The sequence below is a fragment of the Kitasatospora sp. NPDC023176 genome (assembly GCF_055560495.1).
In genome coordinates this window covers 18,527-40,183 of the sequence record NZ_JBVHIP010000007.1, presented here as the reverse complement: position 1 = coordinate 40,183, position 21,657 = coordinate 18,527, and the positions used below count along the sequence as shown (strand labels likewise).

Genomic DNA, 21,657 nt, shown 5'->3' with positions numbered 1-21,657 from the left:
GCTGCCGGTGGCGGATCCCGTCCGTCGGCAGAGGCCGTTGCCGCCGAGTGACCCCCGAACGTACTGAGGGTGTGGTCCCGGCGGTTTTTCGCGTTGCCTGCACCCCCGCGCCAGTCTTCACGAGGAGTGCAGTCGTGTCCGAGATCCGCCTTGCCGCTGAGACCCGTTCCGAGTTCGGCAAGGGTGCCGCCCGTCGCGCCCGCCGTGCCGGCTTCGTCCCCGGTGTCGTCTACGGCCACGGCCACGCCCCGGTTCACCTGAACCTGCCCGGCCACGACCTGATGATGGCCCTCAAGACCCCGAACGCCCTGCTGGTCGTTCCGATCGAGGGCAAGGACGAGTACGTCCTGCCGAAGGCCGTCCAGCGCGAGGCCATCAAGCGCACCATCGAGCACGTCGACCTGCTGCTGGTCAAGCGCGGCGAGAAGGTCAACGTCGAGGTTCCGGTCCACACCGAGGGCGAGCTGGCCGCCGGCGGCAACCTGCTGGAGCACGTCCTCCAGGCCCTGCCGATCGAGGCCGAGGCCACCCACCTGCCCGAGGCCGTCACCGTCTCGATCGAGGGCCTGGAGGCCGGCGCCTCCATCCTCGCCAAGGACATCGTGCTGCCGGCCGGCGCCACCCTGGCCGTCGACGCCGACGCCGTCGTGCTGCAGGTCATCGCCGCCCAGGCCGCCCCGGTCGAGGACGAGGCCGCCGAGGCCGAGGGCGCCGAGGCCTGAGCCTCCCGCGTCTGAGAGCTTTTCGACCGCTGCCCCGGTCGCTCCCCTGGAGCGGCCGGGGCAGCGGTGCGTCCGGGATGATGGCGTCGAGCGCGAAGGAGAAGAGGATGACGGAGGAGTACGAGGGTCCCTGGCTGGTGGTGGGGCTGGGCAACCCGGGCGAGCAGTACGCCCGGAACCGGCACAACATCGGCTTCATGGTGGTGGACCTGCTGGCGCAGCGGATGGGCGCCAAGTTCAAGGCGCACAAGAGCCGGGCCCAGGTGGCCGAGGGACGGCTGGCGGGCAAGCGGGTGGTGCTGGCCAAGCCGCAGTCCTTCATGAACCTCTCCGGCGGGCCGGTGACGGCGCTGCGGGACTTCTACAAGGCGCCGGCCTCGGCGCTGATCGCCGTCCACGACGAACTGGACATCGACTACGCGGCGCTGCGGCTGAAGCTGGGCGGCGGCGACAACGGCCACAACGGGCTGAAGTCGATCACCAAGTCGCTGGGCCCGGACTACCACCGGGTGCGCTGCGGGATCGGCCGGCCGCCGGGCCGGATGGAGGTCGCGGACTTCGTGCTGAAGGACTTCTCCTCGACCGAGCGCAAGGAACTGGAGTGGTTCGTGGACCGCTCGGCGGACGCGGTGGAGGCGCTGCTGTCCGAGGGGCTGGAGCGGGCGCAGGGTTCGTACAACACCTGACGTGACGTCATGTGCGCGCCGTGCCGGGTACACAACAGTCGTGCAACGCTTGCCCGGCAAACCTGAATCCATGTGAGAAGCCTGTGCGGGATCGGATAGCGTCGGCCTGGTAGGCGAACGGGTCCTGGGGAGTTCTCGATGCGGAGATTGCGTCCGGTCCGCCGACTTCGGCGGCTCCGGGTGGTCCGGCTGAAGCAGTTCGGACGACGGGTAAGCACCGCCGGTGCGCTGGGGGCGGCCGGAGTACTGCTGTCCGGCGGCGCGATGGCGCACGCCGAGCCGGTGGCCGAGCCGGATCCGGTGGTCTCGCCGGAGCCCGCGGCGGCCCAGTTCGGCCCGGTGCTCGGTGAGTCGGTCGGCCCGGACGCGGGGCTGCTGGCGGTCGGCGGCGGCCTGGTGGTCGCGGCCGGCGGGGCCGCGCTGTGGCTGAAGCGCCGGCGCGCGGGCGAGCCCGCGGAGTAGGACCGTACGACGAAGGGCCGGTGCCTCCAGGTGGAGGCACCGGCCCTTCGTCGTCGCCGGGTCAGCCGGTGTTGCGCAGGCCGGCGGCGACGCCGTTGACGGTGAGCAGCAGCGCGCGGGCGCGCAGCGGGTCCTCGGGGCGGCCGGCCGCGACCTCCTCGCGCTGGCGGCGCAGCAGGGCGACCTGGAGGTAGGAGATCGGGTCGAGGTAGGCGTCACGGACGGTGAAGGTCTGCTTCAGCACCGGGTTGTGCTCCAGCAGTTCGCTCTCGCCGGTGAGCCGGAGCACCTCGCGCAGGGTGAGCTCGTGCTCGGCGACGATCTGGTCGAAGATGTGCCGCAGTTCGCCGGGCACCAGCTGCTCGACGTAGTGGCGGGCGATCCGCAGGTCGGTCTTGGCCAGCGTCATGGCGACGTTGGACAGGAAGTTGCGGAAGAAGTGCCACTGGCCGTACATCTCGTCCAGCACGTCGCCGAGGCCGGCCGCGCGGGCGGCGGCCAGGCCGGAGCCGACGCCGTACCAGCCGGGGACGATCTGGCGGGACTGGGTCCAGCCGAACACCCACGGGATGGCCCGCAGGCCGTCCAGCCCGGCGCCGGAGTCGGGGCGGCGGGACGGGCGGGAGCCCAGGTGCAGCGAGGCGAGCTGGTCGACCGGGGTGGAGGCGAAGAAGTACTTCGGCAGGTCCTCCTGGTCGACCAGGGCGCGGTAGGAGGTGTGGGCGGCCTCGGAGACCCGGTCCATCGCGGCGTCCCAGCGGGCCAGTTCCTCGGGGGCCTGGCGCGGGGCGGTGTGCAGCGCGGAGGCGGCGAGGGTGGCGGAGATGGTCAGCTCCAGGTTCTCCCGGGCGAGGGACGGGAGCAGGTACTTGTCGGAGATGACCTCGCCCTGCTCGGTGACCTTGATCTCGCCCTCCAGGGTGCCCCAGGGCTGGGCCAGGATGGCCTCGTGCGAGGGGCCGCCGCCGCGGCCGACGGTGCCGCCGCGGCCGTGGAACAGGCGCAGCCGGATGCCGTAGCGGTGGGCGACGTCGCGCAGCCGGCGCTGGGCGCGGTGGATCTCCCACTGGGAGGTGGTGATGCCGCCGAACTTGGAGGAGTCGGAGTAGCCGAGCATGACCTCCTGGACGTCCCCGCGCAGCGCGACCAGCAGCCGGTAGGAGGGGTCGGAGAGCATCTCGTCCATGATGCGGTCGGCCTGCTGGAGTTCCTCGGTGGTCTCCAGCAGCGGCACGATGCCGATCTTGGCGATCCCGGCGTGCAGGTCGATCAGGCCGGCCTCGCGGGCCAGCACGGTGGCGGCGAAGACGTCGTCGGCGCCCTGGCACATCGAGATGATGTAGCTCTCGACGATCTCGTCGCCGAAGCGCTCGAAGCCCTCGCGGATGGTGTTGAAGACGCCGAGGGTCTTGGTGCCGGCCTCGTCCAGCGGGGCCGGGGTGGGGGCGAGCGGGCGGCGCGAGCGCAGTTCCTTGGCGAGCAGCTTCTGCCGGTACTCGCGGGGCATGTCGGCGTAGCGCCAGGCCTCCTCGCCGAGCCGGTCGAAGAGCTGGCCGAGGGCGTGGTGGTGGGCCTCGGCGTGCTCGCGCACGTCCATGGTGGCGAGCTGGAGGCCGAAGGCCTCGATGGTGCGGATGGCGCGGGCGAGCCGGCCGTCGGCGATCAGCTCGCCGCGGTGGGCGCGCAGCGAGTCCTGGATCAGCCGCAGGTCGGTGATCAGTTCGCGGGTGCCGACGTAGTCGCGGCCCTCGACGTGCGGGGTGCCGCCGGCCAGGCGCTCGCGGGTGTTCTCCAGCTTGAGCCGGATGCAGGTGGCCTTGAGGCGGTACGGCTCCTCGGCGTTCATCCGCTTGTAGCGGGGACTGAGTTCGGGGAGCTGGTGCAGGTCGGTGTTGAGCGAGGCGAGGAGTTCGACCGAGGCGCCGGCCAGCCGCTCGGAGGTGGAGAGGGTGTTGCGCAGGTCGTCGATCGCGGCGAGCGCGTCCTTGATGCCGTACTCGTGCTGGAGGTTGAGGACGTCCCAGGTGACCTGCGGGGTGACGTTGGGGTTGCCGTCGCGGTCGCCGCCGATCCAGGTGCCGAAGGTGAGCGGGCGCACGCCGTCGGGCAGGCCGAGGCCGACCCGGGCGAGTTCCTCGTGCAGCTCCTCCAGCACCTCGGGGACGGCCTCGCGGTAGAGCTCGTCCAGGTAGTAGACGGCGTTGCGGGCCTCGTCGGTGGGCTCGGGGCGGGCGATGCGCAGTTCGTCGGTCTGCCAGAGCAGGTCGATGACCTCGGCGAGCCGGCGGTCGGCGGAGCGCTTGGCGCTGCTGGTGCGGGCCGGGTCGGCGGCGGCCAGGCCGTTGTTGAGCTCCTCGCGGTGGATGCGGTCGAGGAGTTCGCCGATCCGGCGCAGCTTGTTGAGCACGCTGCGGCGGGCGGCCTCGGTGGGGTGGGCGGTGAAGACCGGGCGGACCGCGAGGTGGGCCAGGGTGTTCTGGAGGTGCTTGGGGTCGGCCTCGGCGAGCTGGTCGGCGGTCTGGGCGAGCAGCGAGCCCTCGCGGGCGCGGCGGGTGGCGAACTCCCGGCCGCGGTGCACCTGCTCGGTGACGTTGGCGAGGTGGAAGTAGGTGGAGAAGGCGCGGACCAGCTTGGCGGCCGTGTCCAGGTCGATGTCGGAGAGGAGTTCGGCGGTGGCCTCGCCGTCGGTGCGGCTGAGCAGCCGGACCTGTTCGACCAGGCCCAGCAGTTGGGGGCCTTCCTGGCGGACCAGCGTCTCGCCGAGAAGGTCGCCGAGGCGGCGGATGTCCGCGCGCAGGGCGGCATTGTCGGCGATGACGGTGGGGCTGTCCGCCGGGGTGGGGACCGGAGCGGTCACGGCTGGCTCCCTGTGGTGGTGGGGTTCGGCAACGGCTCATCGTCACAGGTCCACGCGCAGTGTGACGGGTGTGACGCGTGCGGACCGCGCTGTCCGACGCGACCCAGCATAGGTGTCGGGGCGGTCGCTGTCCGCGAGGTGGCCGGATGGCGGACAGGGCTGCCGAAAACGACCTGTGGTCTGGACCACTTATGGGGTTCGGGGGGCGTACCGGGCAATCCCGGCGGGAAAGGGGAGGGGTTGCGTTCAAGCCGTGTCCGACGATCCCCGCCGGGCGCCCGGCGGGGATCGTCGGACACGGCTTAATCTGTCACGCATGAGCAAGTCGCCTGGGGAGCGCGTGCCGGACCGGTCGTTCTGGTGGTGGAAGCGGCGGCGCAGCGCCCTCCTCGACATCGGCCTGGCGCTGCTGGCCGCGGTCGAGTGCTCGGCCAGCACGATCGCCTTCCTGTCCGCCCGGATGCACGTGACCGCCGCGGGCGCGGTCGGGATCGCGGTGCTCGGCACGCTGGCCGGCGGCTCGCTGGTGGTGCGTCGGCGCTGGCCGGCCGTACCGGTGCTGGTGACCCTGCTGGTGCTGCCCGGGATGCTCGGCGTGGTGCTGCTGGTGGTCGCGCTGTACACGCTGGCGGAGACCTGGGAGTGGCCCTCCCGGCGGCGCCGGGTGGTGGCGCTGTCCGGGCTGGCCTTCGCCGAGGCGGTCGCCGTGATGGCGCTGCAGCTGATGACCCCGGACGACGCGATGGGGGAGCGGCCGCCGCTGTGGGGCATGATCCTGCTGTCGCTGATGGTCGCGGTCGGACTGACCGTCGCCCCGGTGTTCACCGGCCTGTACGTGGGGGCGCGGCGGCGGCTGATCGAGTCGCTCAAGGACCGCGCCCACGGCCTGGAGACCGAACTCGACCTGCTGGCCGAACAGGCCCAGGAACGCGCCCGCCGGGCCCGGTTGGAGGAGCGCACCCGGATCGCCCGGGAGATGCACGACGTGGTGGCGCACCGGGTCTCGCTGATGGTGGTGCACTCCGGGGCGCTGGAGCGAATAGCCGTCAAGGACCCGGAGAAGGCCGCGCAGAGCGCCCGGCTGATGGGTGAGGTGGGCCGGCAGGCGCTCAACGAACTGCGCGAGATCCTCGGCGTGCTGCGGATGGACGACGAGCGGCAGCCGGAGCCGGACTCACTGGCCGGGCTGCCCCGGCTGGTCGACCAGTCCCGGGCGGCCGGGATGGCGGTGACCCTGACGGTCAGCGGCAGCCGGCAGGAGTTCACCGGCGAGGCCGAGCAGACCGCCTACCGGGTCGTCCAGGAGGGGCTGACCAACGCCCACAAGCACGCGGGCGGCGCCCAGGTGTCGGTGCTGCTCGCGTACGCGCCGAACGGGGTGCGGGTGAGCGTGGTGAACGCCTGCCCGGGCGGGGAGCGGGCCGCGGCGCAACTGCCCAGCGGGGGCAACGGGCTGGTCGGGATGCGGGAGCGGGTGGTCGCGCTGGGCGGCACCTTCTCGTCCGGGCCGGAGGCGGACGGCGGCTTCCGGGTGGAGGCGGTGCTGCCGTCCCGGCTGGCCGTCCGGGGGGACCGGCTGCGCTAGCCGAACCGGCCCTACCGGCCGTGGTCCTCGGCGGTGCGCAGCCGTTCCGGGGCGGTGCCCAGGACCAGGGCGCTGATCGCCTGGTCGATGCCGTGGCCGAGGAACCACTCGCCGGTGTGGTCCAGGCTGTAGACCCGGCCCTCCTCGTCGACCGCCAGCAGCGCCTGCCCGTACGCCTCCTCGCCCAGCGGGGCGAGCTTGCCGCCCAGGGCCCGGCCGAGGTCGAACAGGGTGCGCGGCTGGTGCAGGCCGCACATCGGGTCGATCAGGAAGGGCGTGCGGGCCAGCTGGCGGCCCGGACCGGACAGATCGAAGGCGAGGCCACCGAACTCGGCCCAGGCCTCCACCGCCGCCGGGAAGACCGCGTGCGGGATGCCGCCGGGACCGCCGTGCCCGACCAGGGCGTCGGCCCACTCCTCGGCCTGCCGGATCTCCCAGCGGCCGGGGTGCCAGCCGGCCGCCTTGAGTTCGGCGGCGACCTCGGCGGGGAAGCGCGGGCGGGTCCGCGCGGGGCCGGCCGGGGGCGGAGCGGCCGGGGCGAGGGTGGCCGGCGGGGGCGGGGGCGGGCTGGGCGGGTTCAGGGCGTGCTCCGGGGCTGGGGGACAGGGACGTACGAGGCGGCCGGGGTGTGGACGCCCGGCGTGCGGACGGCTCAGCGGGCCGGCGGCCCGACGGCGACGCTCAGCACGGTGAAGTGCTCCAGCATCGGGGTGCAGGAGCGGCACGGCGGGGCGTGGGTGCCGTGCGCGGGGTCGCCCTCCTCGCGGATCCGGAGGGTCGTCATCCGCGAGCCCTTGAGCGCCTTGCGGGCCTCGTGCAGGCTCATCGGCTTGCGGGCGGCGCGCTTGGAGCGCTTGCCGTCGACCGTGGTCAGGTACTGGGAGAGCAGGACGGCCTCCGGGCAGCGGCCGGTGAACCGTTCCCGGGCCTCGACCGGCAGGGCGTCCAGGAAGTCGCCGACCAGCGGGTGCAGGAGCGGGCGCCGGTCGTCCTTGTCGCCCGCCAGGGTGTGCACCTCGCCGCCCTTGAGCGACAGCGCGGCGGCGACGGCGGGCAGCAGGCTGTCGCGGTGGTGGCGCAGCACGGGCGGGCCCGCCGGCTCACCGGTGGTCATGCGGTGTCCTCCTCCTCGTTCCTGGCGGTCCGGTTCCTGTTGGTACCTGTTGGTCCGGGGCCAGCCTGTCATTCGCCCCCGACAACCGCACAACCGGGGTGCGGGGCCGGGCGAACACCAGTGCGGTCACCGGCGGTCCGCGTTCCCGTCCCACCCGAATCCTGGCGGCACCCGGGTCGCATCCGCACACCCTCGTCACGACTTGTCCGCTGATCTCCCGAAACCGCCCCCGCCCCCGGGCCGCGGCCGGTACCGTTCCGGCAGCGAGCCGAAGGGGGCGCGGCCGGCCGTACGGACACCTATCGGCCGGGCCGACTCCGGTGCCCGCGCCGGACGTTGATGCCGTCGGGGCGGGCGCGGGCCCACTCCGGCGCCGGAGCCGGGGAGGGCCGGTGCGCCCGCCCCGTGAGGGGGCCCGAGCGATGACGTCGAAGCAGTGGGCGGCCGAGACCGCCAGCCAGGCGCCCGGTGGGCACGTGCCCACCCCGGGCGAGCCGCCCCGGCCGGTGCCGGAGCGGCCGGTGGGCCTCGCGGTGGTCGGGGCCGGCTACTGGGGGCCGAAGCTGGTCCGCAACGCCCAGCACACCCCGGCGCTGCGGCTGCACTGGCTGTGCGACCTGGACGAGGCCAAGGCCCGTACCGTGCTGGGGGAGTACAGCACCGTCGCGGCGACCGGCCGGTACGAGCGGGTGCTGGCCGACGAACGGGTGGACGCCGTCGCGGTGGCCACCCCGGCGGGCGCCCACTACCCGCTGGTACGGGCCGCGCTGGAGGCCGGCAAGCACGTACTGGTGGAGAAGCCGATCACCACCTCCGCCGCCGAGGCCGCCGAACTGGTCGAACTGGCCGAGGCCGCCGGGCTGGTGCTGATGTGCGACCACACCTTCTGCTACACCCCGGTGGTCCGCCGGATCCGCGAACTGGTGCACGGCGGGGAGATCGGGGACGTCCAGTTCTTCGACTCGGTGCGGATCAACCTCGGCCTGGTGCAGCCCGACGTCGACGTGCTGTGGGACCTCGCCCCGCACGACCTGTCCATCCTGGACTTCGTGCTGCCGCCCGGCGTCGTGCCGGTCGGCGTCTGCGCCCAGGGCGCCGACCCGATCGGGGCCGGCCGCGTCTGCGTCGCCTACCTGACGGTGCGGCTCAGCAACGGCGCGCTGGCACACTGCCACGTCAACTGGCTCTCCCCGACGAAGGTCCGCACCACGCTGATCGGCGGCTCCCGGCGCACCCTGGTCTGGGACGACCTCAACCCGCAGGCCCGGCTGGCCGTGCACGACCGCGGGGTCGACCTCACCCCGCCCGACCAGCTCACCGACGCCATCCGGCACCGGGCGCTGATCTCCTACCGGGTCGGCGAGATGGTCGCGCCCGCGCTGGTCGAACAGGAGGCGCTGCGCAACGTGATGGCCGAGTTCGCCGCCGCCATCGTCGAGGGCCGGGCCCCGCTCACCGACGGGCGGGCCGGGGTGCGGGTGCTGGAACTGCTGGAGGCGGCCTCGCTCAGCCTCGAACTCGGCGGCGTCACCGTGCCGGTGGGCGCCGGCGAGCGGGAGGCCGTCCGGTGAGCCCCGGGATCCCGCTGGTCGACCTGGCGGCCGCGCACGCCGAGGTCGAGGCCGAGGTGCGGGCCGGGTTCGACCGGGTGCTGGCCGGCGGGTGGTTCGTCAAGGGCCCCGAGGTGGCCGCCTTCGAGCGGGAGTACGCCGCCTTCACGGGCGTACGGCACTGCGTGGGCGCCGCCAACGGCACCGACGCCCTGGAACTGGCCCTGCGCGCCCTGGACCTGCCGCCCGGGGGCGGGGTGCTGCTGCCCGCCAACACCTTCGTCGCCACCGCCGGGGCGGTGCAGCGGGCCGGGCTGCGCCCGGTGCCGGTCGACGTCGACCCGGAGCACCTGCTGATCGACCCCGAACGGGCCGCCGCCGCCCTGCCCGGCGCGGTGGCCCTGCTGCCCGTCCACCTGTTCGGCCAGTTCGCGCCGATGGAGGCGCTGCTGGAACTGGCCGGCGACCGCCCGGTGGTGGAGGACGCGGCGCAGTCCCAGGGCGCCCGGCGGCACGGCCGCGGCGCGTACGGGCGGATCGCGGCGACCAGCTTCTACCCGGGCAAGAACCTCGGCGGCTACGGCGACGCCGGGGCGGTGCTCACCGACGACGACGAACTCGCCGCCGCCGTACGGCTGATCGGCGACCACGGCGCGCGCGACAAGTACGTGCACGAGCGGCTCGGCTTCAACTCCCGGATGGACGCGCTGCAGGCCGTCGTGCTGCGGGCCAAACTGCGCCGGCTGCCCGACTGGAACGCCGCCCGCCGCGCCGCCGCGGACCGCTACGACCGGCTGCTCGCGGGTCTGGAGGGCGTCCGGTCGCCGTCCACCGCGCCCGGCAACGAGCACGTCCACCACCTCTACCCGGTGCGGATCGCGGGCGGCCGCCGCGACGCCGCGCTGGCCGCGCTGCACGCCGCCGGGATCGGCGCCGGCGTGCACTACCCCGTCCCGGTGCACCTCCAGCCCGCGTTCCGCCCGCTCGGATACCGCGCGGGCGCCTTCCCGGTCGCCGAACGGGCCGCCGGCGAACTGCTCAGCCTGCCGCTGCACCCGCACCTCACGGAGGCCCAGCAGGTGCGGGTCGTGGAGGTGTTGGGGCGGGCCCTGGGTGCGGGGGGCCGACCGGCCGGGTAACCCCAAGGGCCTGTCCTCGAACTCCCGCCTGCGGGGCGACGCCGGGGCACGCACCTCGCCGCGTTGTCGTCGGTCGCCAATGCTCCGCAGTGGCTCCCTCCTCCGCCTTGCGATGCACGCCCCCCGACGCCGCCCCGCCCGCCCGGGCGGACGACGGGAGTTCGAGGACAGGCCCTAGGCTGGTGCCCAGCAAGCGCACCGAGCAATTTGCAGCAGCCAGTGGGGGCTCCCAGATGACGACAGGTCGGCCCGGCGTCGCCGCCGCACCGAACGCGGCGTACGCAGGTCAGGTGGTGCAGTTCCCGGATCCGGTCCGCGCGGAGCGGCACCCGGCCGGGGTCCGGGTGGACGAGGCCGGCTACCCGGACTTCGGCCCGTACGCCGCCGCGGCGGCCGAGGTCGCCGACCCGCCGGACGGCTTCGGCGTGGACGAACTGCGGCTGACCGACTACGTCTCGGCCAACGCGGCGCTGTTCACCCAGGGCCACCCGCTCTGGGCCGACCTGGAGACCGCGGTGGCCACCCCGCCCGGCTGGACCTGGCACCACGCGGTCGGCCGGGCGGCCCCCGGCTGGCGCCGGATGGAGCTGGTCCCGGTCGAGGTCAAGGCCCTGCTGCGGCACCACGGCGGCCTGGCCACCTCGTCCGCCGACCACTCCCGCCGGGGCACCCGCCCGCTGCAGGAGCGCCGGCCCGTCCACTTCTCGCTGGCCAAGGACGGCAGCGACCCGATCGGCGTCCCCGAGGACCTGCTGCAGCGCGCCGAGGAGCGCCTCGGCTACCGGCTGCCCGGCGCCTACCGCACCTTCCTCAAGCTGGGCGGCGGCCGCGGCCCGGTCGGGGTCGCGCTGGACACCGAGCTGGGCATGCTGCTCGACCAGCCGTTCCTGACCCTCACCGAGGAGTACGGCACCGAGGACGTCGTCTACGCCAACAAGTGCCTGCGCGACCACCTCACCAAGGACTACCTGGGCATCGCCTACGCCCAGGGCGGCCTCATCGCGCTCAAGGTGCGCGGCGAGCGGACCGGCTCGGTCTGGTTCCACCTGTACGACGACGCCCGTGACTCCGGCGGCCCCGAGGCCCCGGAGGAGCGCTGCGCCCGGCTGCTGCTGCCCTGCGGGGACGACTTCGACGCCTTCCTGCTCCGGCTGGCCGGCGGCCCGCCGGAGCTGGAGACGGTCGCGGAGCTGATGGTGGACGGCGGGTTCGCCCGGGCCGTCCCGGTGGACTGACGTGACCGCGGGAACGGCGTTGAGGGAACGAGTGGAGACGACGGGGACAGGGGTGAACCGGGCGTGGTGACGTACGCGCAGGCGCAGGAACTCGCCGAGGAGTGGATCAACGGCGGAGTGCCGCACGCGCAGCAGCGCGAGGTGCGGGTCCGCGAGTTCGACCTCGGCTTCGTCTGCTGGGCGGTGTCGCCCGCGGACCCGGCGGCCGGCCCGGCCACCGGCGCCGACGGCGGGCCGGGCTCGGGCGGGGCGCGGCTGGTGATCGCCCGGGACTCGGGCGCCAGCACGCTGTGGCCCGCGCTGCCCGTCAACGAGGTGGTCCGGCAGTACGAGGAGGTGTACGGGCGGCCGGTCGCGGCCAACCCGGCCGGGGCGGCGAAGCCCGCACCCGGGCCGGTGGAGGCGACCTCTTTCCTGCTCAGCCCGCCGCAGTGGCTGCAGGAGGCGGGGGCGGCGGCGATCGCGGCGGAGGCGCAGAAGCTGGGGAGCGCGGACGCCGCTCCGGCGCCTGCCCCGGTCGCTCCGGCGCCTGCCCCGGCCGAGGTGCCGCCCGCGCCGCTGCCGACGCCGGTGCCGCCCGCGCCGGCCGTGCTGACCGAGCCGCCGGTCTCCGACCGGCCCGCCGGGGACGCGCCGACCATGCTGGCCCCGCCGCCCGGCGACGATCCGTACGCCGCCCCGCGGCCCCCGGCCGTCGCGCCGGTGCCGCCCGCCGTGCCGCAGCCGCCGGTCGCCCCGGTCGGCGCCGAGGCCGCCACCGTGCTGATGTCGGAGGGCCTGCGCACCTCCGGTTCCGACCTGCCCGACGCGCCCGCCCCGGCCGGGGCCGAGGCCGCGACCATGCTGATGCCCCCGGGCAGCGGCGGCTACGGCATGCCCCCGGTCCCGCCGGTCGGCGCCCAGCCTCCGGCGGCCCAGCCCCCGGCCGGGCCGCCCGCCGCCCCGCCGGCCCAGGCCCCGGCGCCCGCCGCGATGGCCGCGCCGGCGCCGACGCTGCTCGCGCCGCCGGACGCCATGCCCGGCCTGATGGGCCTGCCGGGTGCCCCGGCGACCCCGCCCGGTGCTCCGGTGGAGCAGGCGCCGACCATGCTGGCCACGCCCGGCACCCCGGCCGCGCCGCCCGCGGGCGGCGCCCCGGTCGAGCAGGCGCCCACCATGCTGGCCTCGCCCGGCGGGCTGGCCGGTCTGCCCGGTGCCCCCGGCCCGGCCGCCCCGCCCGCCGGCGCCCCGGCCCAGGGCGGCCTCGGCCGTGCTCCGGCCTCGGCTCCGCCGCCGCCCCCGCCGGCCGCGCTGCGCGGTGGTCCGTCCGGCCCGTCCGGTCCGGGCGCCGGCGCCCCGGCTCCGGGCGGCCTCGGCCGTGCTCCGGCCTCGGCCCCGCCGCCGCCCCCGCCGGCCGCGCTGCGGCAGACCCCGGGCTCCGGCACGCCCGCCGCCGGTCCGGGTGGCCGGGCGGCCGGTTCGACCCCGCCGCCCCCGCCCCCGGCAGGCCTGCGTACGGGTGACGCCCCCGCCCCCGCCCCGGCCACGCCCGCCCCGGCCTCCGCCGGGGTGGCGTACGAGGCGACCCAGCTGGCGAGCGCCATCGACCCGGCGCTGCTCGGCGGCCCGGCGGACCCGGGCACCCCGCCGTCCGGCGGCCCCGCCGTCCCGCCGCCGCCCGGCGGTCCGGCGGCCCCGGTCACGCCCGCGGCCGGGTACGGCTACCCGAACGCGGGCGCCGCGCCCGGGGTCGTCCCGCCGGCGCAGGTCACCGGTCCGCCGCAGGGCGCGCCGGTGCCGCCGGGGGTGCCCGCGGTCGGTCCGGGCTACTTCGCCGCGCTCAGCTACCGGGGCCCGGACGGCTCGGAGCAGAAGCTGCTGCACCGCAGCGAGCCCGGTACCCCGCACCCGGAGTGGAAGATCCTGCAGGACCTGCGCCGGCTGAACGTGCCGCCGGAGCAGGTGCTGGAGCTGTACACCGAGCTGGAGTCCTGCGACCTGCCCGGCGGCTACTGCAACCGCATGATCGCGGCCTCCTGGCCGAACGTGCGGCTGACCCACACCGCCCCGTACGGCCGTGACCACGCCTCCCGGCAGGCCGGGATGGCCGAGCTGCTGGACCACCTGGACGAGCTGCACCAGCTGGCCTCCGGCGCCCAGCGGGTCCGCCCGTTCCGGGCGCCGCTGCCCGCGCCGGGGACGGTCCAGGCGCTGCCCCCGCTGCCGTCCCAGCAGCTCGCCCAGGAGCTGGGGACGGCCTTCGGGCAGAACCTGTTCCGCTACGAGCAGCGCGCCGTCTCCCGTCAGGGCGTGCCCGAGCCGGTGTCGCAGACCCTGACCTGGGCCGGGCTGCCGCGCGACTTCGGGCCGTTCTTCTGGGCCCAGGCGCAGGAGGGGCGGCCGATCCCGACACTCGCCGAGCTGGCCGCCGAGCGCGGCCTGCCGGTTGCCCAGGACTTCGGCGGGTACCTGGTGCTCGGCAACGACTACGGGCGTCAGCTGTGCGTCCAGTACGGCACCGCGAACGTGGTCGCGGTGGACGTCGACGGAACCGGCCAGCCGCCGCGGTTCGTCAACAGCGGTGTACCGGAGTTCGTCCGCGCGCTGGCCCTGCTGGGCCGGATGTGGCGGCTGCGGTACGGGCTGACGCCGGAGCAGGCCGGTCGCTGGACGACCGACTTCCAGGCGCAGCTCGCCGCGATCGACCCGGCGGCCCTGCAGAACACGGACACATGGTGGGCCGTGCTGCTGGAGCAGTTCTGGGACGGCCTGCTGTAGCGGGTCGTCGCGGATCCTCGCAGGTGGGGAGGGTCGTTCCGGTGTCCGGAACGACCCTTCCGGCATGCCCCGGCAGCTGTGCCTCGTTGGGGTTTCGTCCGGATCTGCGCAAAATAGGTCAAGAGGATCGGTCTATTCGTCCGGTCCTCGACATATTCCGGTCCGCACGACGACCGAATCCGGCCCCGGTGTTCCAACCGGTTCCGGATTCGTTCGTTCCGTCCGATCATGGGCTCCGCAGCCCGCGAAACGAGGGGAAGAGCCCATGAGCGACGCCGTCCCCCAGTACGGCTTCACCCAGGCCCGGCGCGGCTACGCGCCGGAGCAGGTCGACCGGGCGCTGGTCGCCCTGACCGCACAACGCGACGAGGCCTGGGAGCGCCTGAGCGTCCTGGGCGCCGGGATCCGGCAGATGGAGACCAGACTGGCCGACGTCCGCCGCGCCGCCGACGAGGCCCCGGAGCCGGACTACGAGGTGCTCAGCGAGCAGGCCGCCGGACTGGCCGACATGGCCCGGAACGAGGCCCGCGCCGTCAGGGAGAAGGCCGAGCGCTTCGCCGAGGACCTCCGGGACGAGGTGTACGAGGCCGGGCAGGCGCTCGACAAGGCGGCCAGGGAGTACTCCGCCACCACCCGTGCCGAGGCCGACGCGGCCGCCCGCCGCACCGACGAGCGCAGCCGTGCCGAGGCCGAGGGCATCCGCGCCGACGCCGACCGGGAGGCCCGCACCGTCCGGGACGGCGCCACCGCCTACGCCGCCAAGGTGCGGGTGGCCGCCGCCGAGGCCGGCGAGCACGCCGAGGCCGAGCTGGCCGCCAAGCGCCGCAAGGCCGACGAGACCTTCGCCGAGGCCCAGGCCAAGGCCGACGCCGAGGACGCCGAGGTCTCCGCGACCGCCGAGCGCCGGGTCAAGGAGGCCGAGCAGCACCGCGAGACCGTGCTGAACCGGATCAAGCAGTTGGAGACCGACGCCCAGGCCAAGGCCGACCAGCTGATCGAACGGGCCCGCCGGGAGGCCGAGAAGATCAACGCGGAGAGTGAGCTCGAGCAGCGCGCGTTCGACGCCCGGCTGGAGACCGTGCAGCGGCACCTGGACCACATCAAGGCCACCCTGGCCTCGCTCACCGGCGCGGCGGTCGGGCAGATCGAGCCGGCGGACTTCGCCGAGCTCGCCGCGGCCGAGGCCGCCGCCGATGCGGCGGTGGCCGGTCCGGCGGGCGGTGTGGTGGCCGGTTCGGCGGCTGGTTCGGTCTCCGGCCCGGTGGACGCGGTCGCCGATGCGATGCCGGTCGACTCGGCGGCGGTCGACTCGGAGGCGGACACCGGTGAGATCCCGCTGCCGAACCTGCGCGAGGGCGCCGCTCCGGTCGACGAGCCGGTCGCGAAGGCCCCGGCGCCGGCGAAGTCCACGGCGGTGCTGCGCCAGCCGGTGGTCGGCGGCGCCGGGACCGGCGCCAAGGCCGCCGCCGAGCCGGTGGTGACCGGCCCGGTCGCCCCGGTGGCACCGGCCGTGGTGCCGCCGAAGCCGGCCGCACCGCCCGAGCCGGTGGCCCAGCGGGACGGCGCGGAGGGCACGGACGGTGCCGAGGGCGCCGAGGGTGCCGACGAGACCCGGATCATCCCGAAGATCGTCATCGTGGACGACGGCGCCGGCTACGCGGCCCCCAACACGGTGTCCTACCGCCGCCGTTAGTCGTCAGCCGCCGCTCTCACCCGCGATCAGCTCGGTGAGCTTCGCGTCCTGGGCCCTGACCGCCTCCTGCTGGGCGGTCAGGGCCTCCGCGTTGCGGTCGATCGACTGCCGCTGGTAGCCCGCCAGCACGGCGAACCAGAGGCCCGCCAGGTTAACGCCGGCCGTGCAGTCGGCGTCCGCGCGGGCGGCGGCCAGTTCGGCGGGGGTGGGCTCCGGGGTGGTCTGGTACCGGTGCGACAGCTCCTCCGGGGTGGTGGCCTCGAACCCGGCGGCCGTCATGCAGGCGGTCCACTGCTTGGTGGCGGCCACCACCCGGGCGTCCCCGGCGGTGGCCTTCATCGACTCGTCGAACAGTCGGCCGACCAGCCGACTGCCCGCCGCGGGCGGTGAGCCGATCCGCTCGGCGGCCTGCCGGTCGCAGTCGACCCGGGCGCCGTCGTAGGCCTCGCCGGAGCCCGCCGGGGCGGGGTTCGGCCGGGGCGCCGTCCGCTTCGGCGGGTGGAAGCCCAGGGTGGCCGCGGCCTGGGGGCCGAGGTAGCCCCAGGCGCCGGCCGGCAGCGCGGTCGCATTGTCCGGCGGCTGGGCTGCCTGCAAGCCGTCCCCGGCGAACGCGGAGAAGCCGGCCCGGTGCATGCAGGCGATGATCAGTGCGTTCCGCGCCTGAATCTCCTTCACCGAGGATTGGTCATCGGCCTGATATGCGGAGAGCGGGAGTCCGGTCAGACCTCCCCGGCCGGATTCCGGGGCGGTCGTCGAACTGATCTCCGGCGGGGCCGGCGCGGAATCGGCGGATCCCTTCCCGGAGTTGTCCGAACAGCCCGTCGATAAGGCCGAAAGGACGGCCGTGAGGGCGATGGCGGCGAATCGTCCGAATTGGGCTGGAGGTGCCAAGCTTCTGCTCCGATCCTCAAGCACGGCAAGCGTGTTCGGACCCTAGCTCATTTCGTCCGGGTACGTTCCCCGGCCGCCGGGCGAGGCCCGGCTTGGCCGGAAAACGGCTGTGCGGTGCTGTCCCGTCATGTAAATCTCGGGGACCCGACCGTTATCGATGGAGGGGTTACATGATTCGCCGCACTAATCCCCGTACCGCCCTTCGGGGCAGAAATGGCAAGGCCCGTCGGGTGGGCGTTCTGACGGTTCTGACGGCCGCCGCCGCGACCCTGTTGCCGACGACCGCGGCACAGGCCGTGGATCGGGTCGACTGCGGAAATCGGGATGATTTCGCGAAGGTGTGGAACTACGGCTACAGCGGGCAGCTCTGCTTCGCGAACGACGGCTGGATGTCGCTGCGCGTCTACAACGTCGACCGGATCGACGCGGGCAACAACAAGGTCATCACCTACCTGGGCGGCGGGCTCGGCTCCTGGACGGTCTTCAGCTGGGAGCGCTACGACTTCAACGCCAACCAGGGCCACCAGGTGATGATGTACGACATCAATCTGTCCCGCTGGTAGTCCCGGCCGCGGTGCCTCCGGCCGACCGGACGGGTGCGGACGTCCGGGGCGGCTGAGTGCGGTGGCCGGCCGAAGCGGGTCTGTGAAGAGAGCCCGCCGGAAGTGGGCCGGAGTGAAGTGGGCCCGCCGGAAGTGGGCCGGAGTGAAGTGGGCCGGAGTGAAGTGGGCCCGCCCGCAGGGGGCCGACGCGAAGAGGCCGAGACCCGTGGCGCCCTCCAGGAAAGGGCGCCACGGTTCCCGGCGCTTGGGCGGGCGCCCCCACCCAGGGTCGCCCGGCCTCGCACCTCCGACCCCCATCGGTGGTGCGACAGTGCCGCCACAGCCATCCCCCACGGTTGGGTGCGGCGGGCACGTTCACCATGGTGCGCGATCTCCATGGACGGCCAGTGACAGGAGTATGTCCAGTTCGTGGCGGATGGCGGAGCCTGCTCCGGACCGGCGTCCACCTGCTTCGTCCACCGGGCGGTCCGGTGTTCCGTCCAGTGGTTCGCCCCCGGTCGTGTCTCCGACAGCGCGGCGGTCGCGGCCGCCGGTTCGTCCCCACGCGGCCGGCCCCCGCGCGGCGCGGCGCCCCCCGGCTCGTACACCGCGTGCCCGTCCGTGCCGCGGCGTAGGCTGGAGACCCCCGGCCGCTCGGCGCGCCGGGCCGTTCGCGTTGCCCCGGCGGGGTTCTTGCCGCCCGGAGGCAGCATCAGCCACGGGACGAAGAAGAGACCTCAGATGAGCCTGACCGGACTGCTCGATGTCGTCGCGCGGGACGCGGCGCTCGCCGAGGCGATCGAGGCGGCCACCGCCACCGGAGCCGCGGCCGCCGGCCGCCGCCACCTGGACCTGGTCGGCCCGCCCGCCGCCCGGCCGTTCGCCATCGCCGCGCTCGCCCGCGCGCTGGCCGGGCAGGCCGCCGGCGACCGGGGCCGCCCGGTGCTGGCCGTCACCGCCACCGGCCGGGAGGCCGAGGACCTGGCCGCCTCGCTGCGCTCGCTGCTGCCCGCCGACGCGGTCGCCGAGTACCCGGCCTGGGAGACCCTGCCGCACGAGCGGCTGTCGCCCCGCTCGGACACCGTCGGCCGCCGGCTGGCCGTGTTGCGCCGGATCGTCCACCCGCGGGCGGACGATCCGGCGGCCGGACCGGTGCAGGTGATCGTCGCCCCGGTCCGGTCGGTGCTCCAGCCGCAGGTCAAGGGGCTGGCCGAGCTGGAGCCGGTGGCCGTCCAGCGCGGTGAGTCGCACGACCTGGAGGAGGTGGCCCGACAGCTCGCCGCGGCCGCCTACGCGCGGGTCGAACTGGTCGAGAAGCGCGGCGAGTTCGCCGTCCGCGGCGGCATCCTGGACGTCTTCCCGCCGACCGAGGAGCACCCGCTGCGGGTGGAGTTCTGGGGCGACGAGGTCGAGGAGATCCGCTACTTCAAGGTCGCCGACCAGCGCTCGCTGGAGATCGCCGAGCACGGCCTGTGGGCGCCGCCCTGCCGGGAGCTGCTGCTGACCGCGGAGGTGCGCGCCCGGGCCGCCGAACTGTCCGTCGCGCAGCCCGGGTTGGCCGAGATCCTGGACAAGATCGCCGAGGGCATCGCGGTCGAGGGCATGGAGTCGCTGGCGCCGGTGCTGGTCGACGACATGGAACTGCTGCTCGACGTGCTGCCGCTCGGCTCGGTCGCGGTGGTCTGCGACCCGGAGCGGGTGCGGACCCGGGCCGCCGACCTGGTGGCCACCAGCCAGGAGTTCCTGCACGCCTCCTGGGTCGCCGCGGCCGCCGGCGGTGACCTGCCGATCGACCTGGAGACCATCGACGTCTCCGCCGCCTCGCTGCGCTCGCTCGCCGAGGTGCGCGAGCACGCCGACGAGATCGGACTTCGCTGGTGGTCCGTCAGTCCGTTCGCGACCAGCGAGTCCACGGTCGACGGGATCCTCGAGTTCGACGCCAACACGCTGACCCTCGGCATGCACGCCGTCGAGGCCTACCGGGGCGACACCGCCCGGGCGATCGCCGACGCCAAGGACCGGCTGGCCTCCGACTGGCGGGTCGTCATGGTGACGGAGGGCCACGGCCCGGCCTCGCGACTGGCGGAGGTGCTCGGCAACGAGGGCATCCCGGCCCGGCTGGTCGCCGACCTCGGCGAGGCGCCCACCCGGGACGTCGTGTACGTCTCCTGCGGCTCCATCGAGCACGGCTTCGTGGACGAGCGGCTGAAGCTCACCGTCATCACCGAGACCGACCTGTCCGGCCAGAAGTCCTCCACCAAGGACATGCGCCGGATGCCGTCCCGGCGCCGCAACGCGATCGACCCGCTGGCCCTGGCGACCGGCGATTACGTCGTGCACGAGGCGCACGGCGTCGGCCGGTACGTCGAGATGGTGCAGCGCACCGTCCAGGGCGCCACCCGCGAGTACCTGGTGCTGGAGTACGCCCCCGCCAAGCGCGGTCACCCCGGCGACCGGCTGTTCGTGCCGACCGACCAGCTCGACCAGGTCACCAAGTACGTCGGCGGCGAGGCCCCGACCCTGCACCGGCTCGGCGGCGCGGACTGGGCGAAGACCAAGCAGCGGGCCAAGAAGGCGGTCAAGGAGATCGCCGCCGACCTGATCAAGCTGTACTCGGCCCGGATGGCCGCGCCCGGCCACACCTTCGGCCCGGACACCCCGTGGCAGCGCGAGCTGGAGGACGCATTCCCGTACGCGGAGACGCCGGACCAGCTGACCACCATCGCCGAGGTCAAGTCCGACATGGAGAAGTCCGTCCCGATGGACCGGCTGATCTGCGGCGACGTCGGCTACGGCAAGACCGAGATCGCCGTACGGGCCGCGTTCAAGGCGGTGCAGGACGGCAAGCAGGTGGCGGTGCTGGTGCCGACCACGCTGCTGGTGCAGCAGCACTTCTCCACCTTCGCCGAGCGGTACGCCACCTTCCCGGTCACCGTGAAGGCGCTGTCCCGCTTCCAGAGCGACAGCGAGGCCAAGGCCGTCCTGGAGGGGCTGTTCGAGGGCTCGGTGGACGTCGTCATCGGCACCCACCGGCTGTTCTCCTCCGAGACCAGGTTCAAGGACCTCGGCCTGGTCATCGTCGACGAGGAGCAGCGCTTCGGCGTCGAGCACAAGGAGCAGCTGAAGAAGCTGCGCGCCAACGTGGACGTGCTCACCATGTCCGCGACGCCGATCCCGCGCACCCTGGAGATGGCCGTCACCGGCATCCGCGAGATGTCCACCATCACCACCCCGCCGGAGGAGCGGCACCCGGTGCTGACCTTCGTCGGGCCGTACGACGAGAAGCAGATCTCGGCCGCGATCCGCCGTGAACTCCTGCGCGAGGGCCAGGTGTTCTACATCCACAACCGGGTGGAGTCGATCGACAAGGCCGCCGCCCGGCTCAAGGACCTGGTGCCCGAGGCGCGGATCGCCACCGCGCACGGGCAGATGGGGGAGACCCAGCTGGAGAAGGTCGTCGTCGACTTCTGGGAGAAGGAGTTCGACGTCCTGGTGTCGACCACGATCGTGGAGTCCGGCATCGACATCTCCAACGCCAACACCCTGATCGTCGAACGCGGCGACACCTTCGGCCTCTCCCAGCTGCACCAGCTGCGCGGCCGGGTCGGGCGCGGGCGCGAGCGCGGCTACGCGTACATGCTGTACCCGCCGGAGAAGCCGCTCACCGAGACCGCCCACGAGCGACTGGCCACCATCGCCCAGCACACCGAGATGGGCGCCGGCATGTACGTCGCGATGAAGGACCTGGAGATCCGCGGGGCCGGCAACCTGCTCGGCGGCGAGCAGTCCGGGCACATCGCGGGGGTCGGCTTCGACCTCTACATGCGGATGGTCGGCGAGGCGGTGGCCGAGTTCCGCGAGTCGCTGGCGAACGGCGGCGAGCCGGAGGAGGAGCCGCTGGAGGTGAAGATCGAGCTGCCGGTCGACGCCCACGTGCCGCACGACTACGCGCCCGGCGAGCGGCTGCGGTTGCAGGCCTACCGCTCGATCGCGGCGGTCAACTCGGAGCCGGACATCCAGCAGGTCCGGGACGAACTCGCGGACCGCTACGGGAAGCTGCCGGAGCCGGTGGAGAACCTGCTGATGGTCGCCGCGCTGCGGCTGTACGCCCGGCGGTGCGGGATCTCGGACATCACCCTGCAGGGCTCCAACGTCCGGTTCGGCCCGGTGGAACTGCGCGAGTCCCAGCAGCTGCGGCTGAACCGGCTCTACCCGCGCAGCCAGGTCAAGGCGGCGGCCCAGCAGCTGCTGGTGCCCCGGCCGAGCACCGGCCGGATCGGCGGCAAGCCGCTGGTCGGGCGGGAACTGCTGGGCTGGTGCACCGAGTTCCTGTCGGCCATGTTCGACGACCTGGCGGGGGCGAAGAAGTAGCACCCGGCGGTCGACGGCGCACGGCGGTCGATGGCGCACGGCGGTCTCGGGCT

General features: G+C 74.3%; 15 protein-coding genes. 11 read left to right on the top strand and 4 right to left on the bottom strand.

Annotated features, from left to right (window positions below; all coding sequences use genetic code 11):
- The first annotated feature begins 134 nt into the window (after nucleotides 1-134).
- The 3 genes from ACZ3YL_RS12810 (at nucleotide 135) to ACZ3YL_RS12800 (ending at nucleotide 1,870) form a co-directional block, all read left to right on the top strand.
- Nucleotides 135-722: a 50S ribosomal protein L25/general stress protein Ctc gene (locus ACZ3YL_RS12810; RefSeq protein ID WP_188304813.1), complete on the top strand. Its 588-nt coding sequence runs from the start codon at nucleotides 135-137 to the stop codon at nucleotides 720-722.
- Nucleotides 723-829: 107 nt separating this feature from the next.
- The gene (gene pth, locus ACZ3YL_RS12805; protein WP_188304812.1) at nucleotides 830-1,408 is read left to right on the top strand and encodes an aminoacyl-tRNA hydrolase; all 579 of its coding nucleotides are present in this window, start codon (nucleotides 830-832) and stop codon (nucleotides 1,406-1,408) included.
- 138 nt (nucleotides 1,409-1,546) lie between these two features.
- Nucleotides 1,547-1,870, top strand: a complete 324-nt coding sequence (locus ACZ3YL_RS12800) for a hypothetical protein (protein ID WP_188304811.1) — start codon at nucleotides 1,547-1,549, stop codon at nucleotides 1,868-1,870.
- A gap of 61 nt (nucleotides 1,871-1,931) precedes the next feature.
- On the opposite strand, the gene ppc is transcribed toward ACZ3YL_RS12800, so the two are convergent.
- Entirely contained in the window at nucleotides 1,932-4,727 is a 2,796-nt protein-coding gene (ppc, locus tag ACZ3YL_RS12795; protein ID WP_188304810.1) for a phosphoenolpyruvate carboxylase, read from the bottom strand.
- A gap of 316 nt (nucleotides 4,728-5,043) precedes the next feature.
- On the opposite strand from ppc, the gene ACZ3YL_RS12790 reads away from it, so the two are divergent.
- The gene (locus ACZ3YL_RS12790; RefSeq protein WP_465657041.1) at nucleotides 5,044-6,312 is read left to right on the top strand and encodes a sensor histidine kinase; all 1,269 of its coding nucleotides are present in this window, start codon (nucleotides 5,044-5,046) and stop codon (nucleotides 6,310-6,312) included.
- 11 nt (nucleotides 6,313-6,323) lie between these two features.
- On the opposite strand, the gene ACZ3YL_RS12785 is transcribed toward ACZ3YL_RS12790, so the two are convergent.
- On the bottom strand, nucleotides 6,324-6,893 hold the full coding sequence (locus tag ACZ3YL_RS12785) for an SUKH-3 domain-containing protein (RefSeq protein ID WP_188304817.1): 570 nt from the start codon (nucleotides 6,891-6,893) through the stop codon (nucleotides 6,324-6,326).
- 71 nt (nucleotides 6,894-6,964) lie between these two features.
- Complete coding sequence (locus ACZ3YL_RS12780) at nucleotides 6,965-7,426, bottom strand: YwqJ-related putative deaminase (protein ID WP_223242240.1); 462 nt, start codon at nucleotides 7,424-7,426, stop codon at nucleotides 6,965-6,967.
- Nucleotides 7,427-7,848: 422 nt separating this feature from the next.
- Here ACZ3YL_RS12780 and ACZ3YL_RS12775 point away from each other — a divergent pair, with 422 nt between their 5' ends.
- The 5 genes from ACZ3YL_RS12775 to ACZ3YL_RS12755 all read left to right on the top strand — a co-directional run bounded on the left by ACZ3YL_RS12775 (nucleotide 7,849) and on the right by ACZ3YL_RS12755 (nucleotide 15,800).
- Complete coding sequence (locus tag ACZ3YL_RS12775) at nucleotides 7,849-8,997, top strand: Gfo/Idh/MocA family protein (protein ID WP_188304807.1); 1,149 nt, start codon at nucleotides 7,849-7,851, stop codon at nucleotides 8,995-8,997.
- Nucleotides 8,994-10,115 (top strand): DegT/DnrJ/EryC1/StrS family aminotransferase, encoded by a 1,122-nt coding sequence (locus tag ACZ3YL_RS12770; protein WP_465657039.1) that lies wholly within the window; start codon nucleotides 8,994-8,996, stop codon nucleotides 10,113-10,115. The genes ACZ3YL_RS12775 and ACZ3YL_RS12770 overlap by 4 nt, the downstream gene beginning before the upstream one ends.
- Before the next feature lie 233 nt (nucleotides 10,116-10,348).
- Complete coding sequence (locus ACZ3YL_RS12765; protein WP_188304805.1) at nucleotides 10,349-11,350, top strand: HNH endonuclease; 1,002 nt, start codon at nucleotides 10,349-10,351, stop codon at nucleotides 11,348-11,350.
- A 66-nt stretch (nucleotides 11,351-11,416) separates the two neighbouring features.
- Nucleotides 11,417-14,107, top strand: coding sequence for an SUKH-4 family immunity protein (locus ACZ3YL_RS12760; protein ID WP_465657037.1), 2,691 nt, complete (start codon nucleotides 11,417-11,419; stop codon nucleotides 14,105-14,107).
- 265 nt (nucleotides 14,108-14,372) lie between these two features.
- Nucleotides 14,373-15,800, top strand: a complete 1,428-nt coding sequence (locus ACZ3YL_RS12755; protein ID WP_465657036.1) for a hypothetical protein — start codon at nucleotides 14,373-14,375, stop codon at nucleotides 15,798-15,800.
- A gap of 3 nt (nucleotides 15,801-15,803) precedes the next feature.
- Here the strand turns inward: ACZ3YL_RS12755 and ACZ3YL_RS12750 are convergent, their stop codons facing one another.
- Nucleotides 15,804-16,475, bottom strand: coding sequence for a hypothetical protein (locus ACZ3YL_RS12750; RefSeq protein WP_188307392.1), 672 nt, complete (start codon nucleotides 16,473-16,475; stop codon nucleotides 15,804-15,806).
- 446 nt (nucleotides 16,476-16,921) lie between these two features.
- Between ACZ3YL_RS12750 and ACZ3YL_RS12745 the strand changes: the two genes are divergently transcribed.
- Nucleotides 16,922-17,254 (top strand): beta/gamma crystallin domain-containing protein, encoded by a 333-nt coding sequence (locus ACZ3YL_RS12745; protein WP_188307391.1) that lies wholly within the window; start codon nucleotides 16,922-16,924, stop codon nucleotides 17,252-17,254.
- A 720-nt stretch (nucleotides 17,255-17,974) separates the two neighbouring features.
- Nucleotides 17,975-21,604 (top strand): transcription-repair coupling factor, encoded by a 3,630-nt coding sequence (gene mfd, locus ACZ3YL_RS12740; RefSeq protein WP_465657034.1) that lies wholly within the window; start codon nucleotides 17,975-17,977, stop codon nucleotides 21,602-21,604.
- The last annotated feature ends 53 nt before the right edge of the window (nucleotides 21,605-21,657 follow it).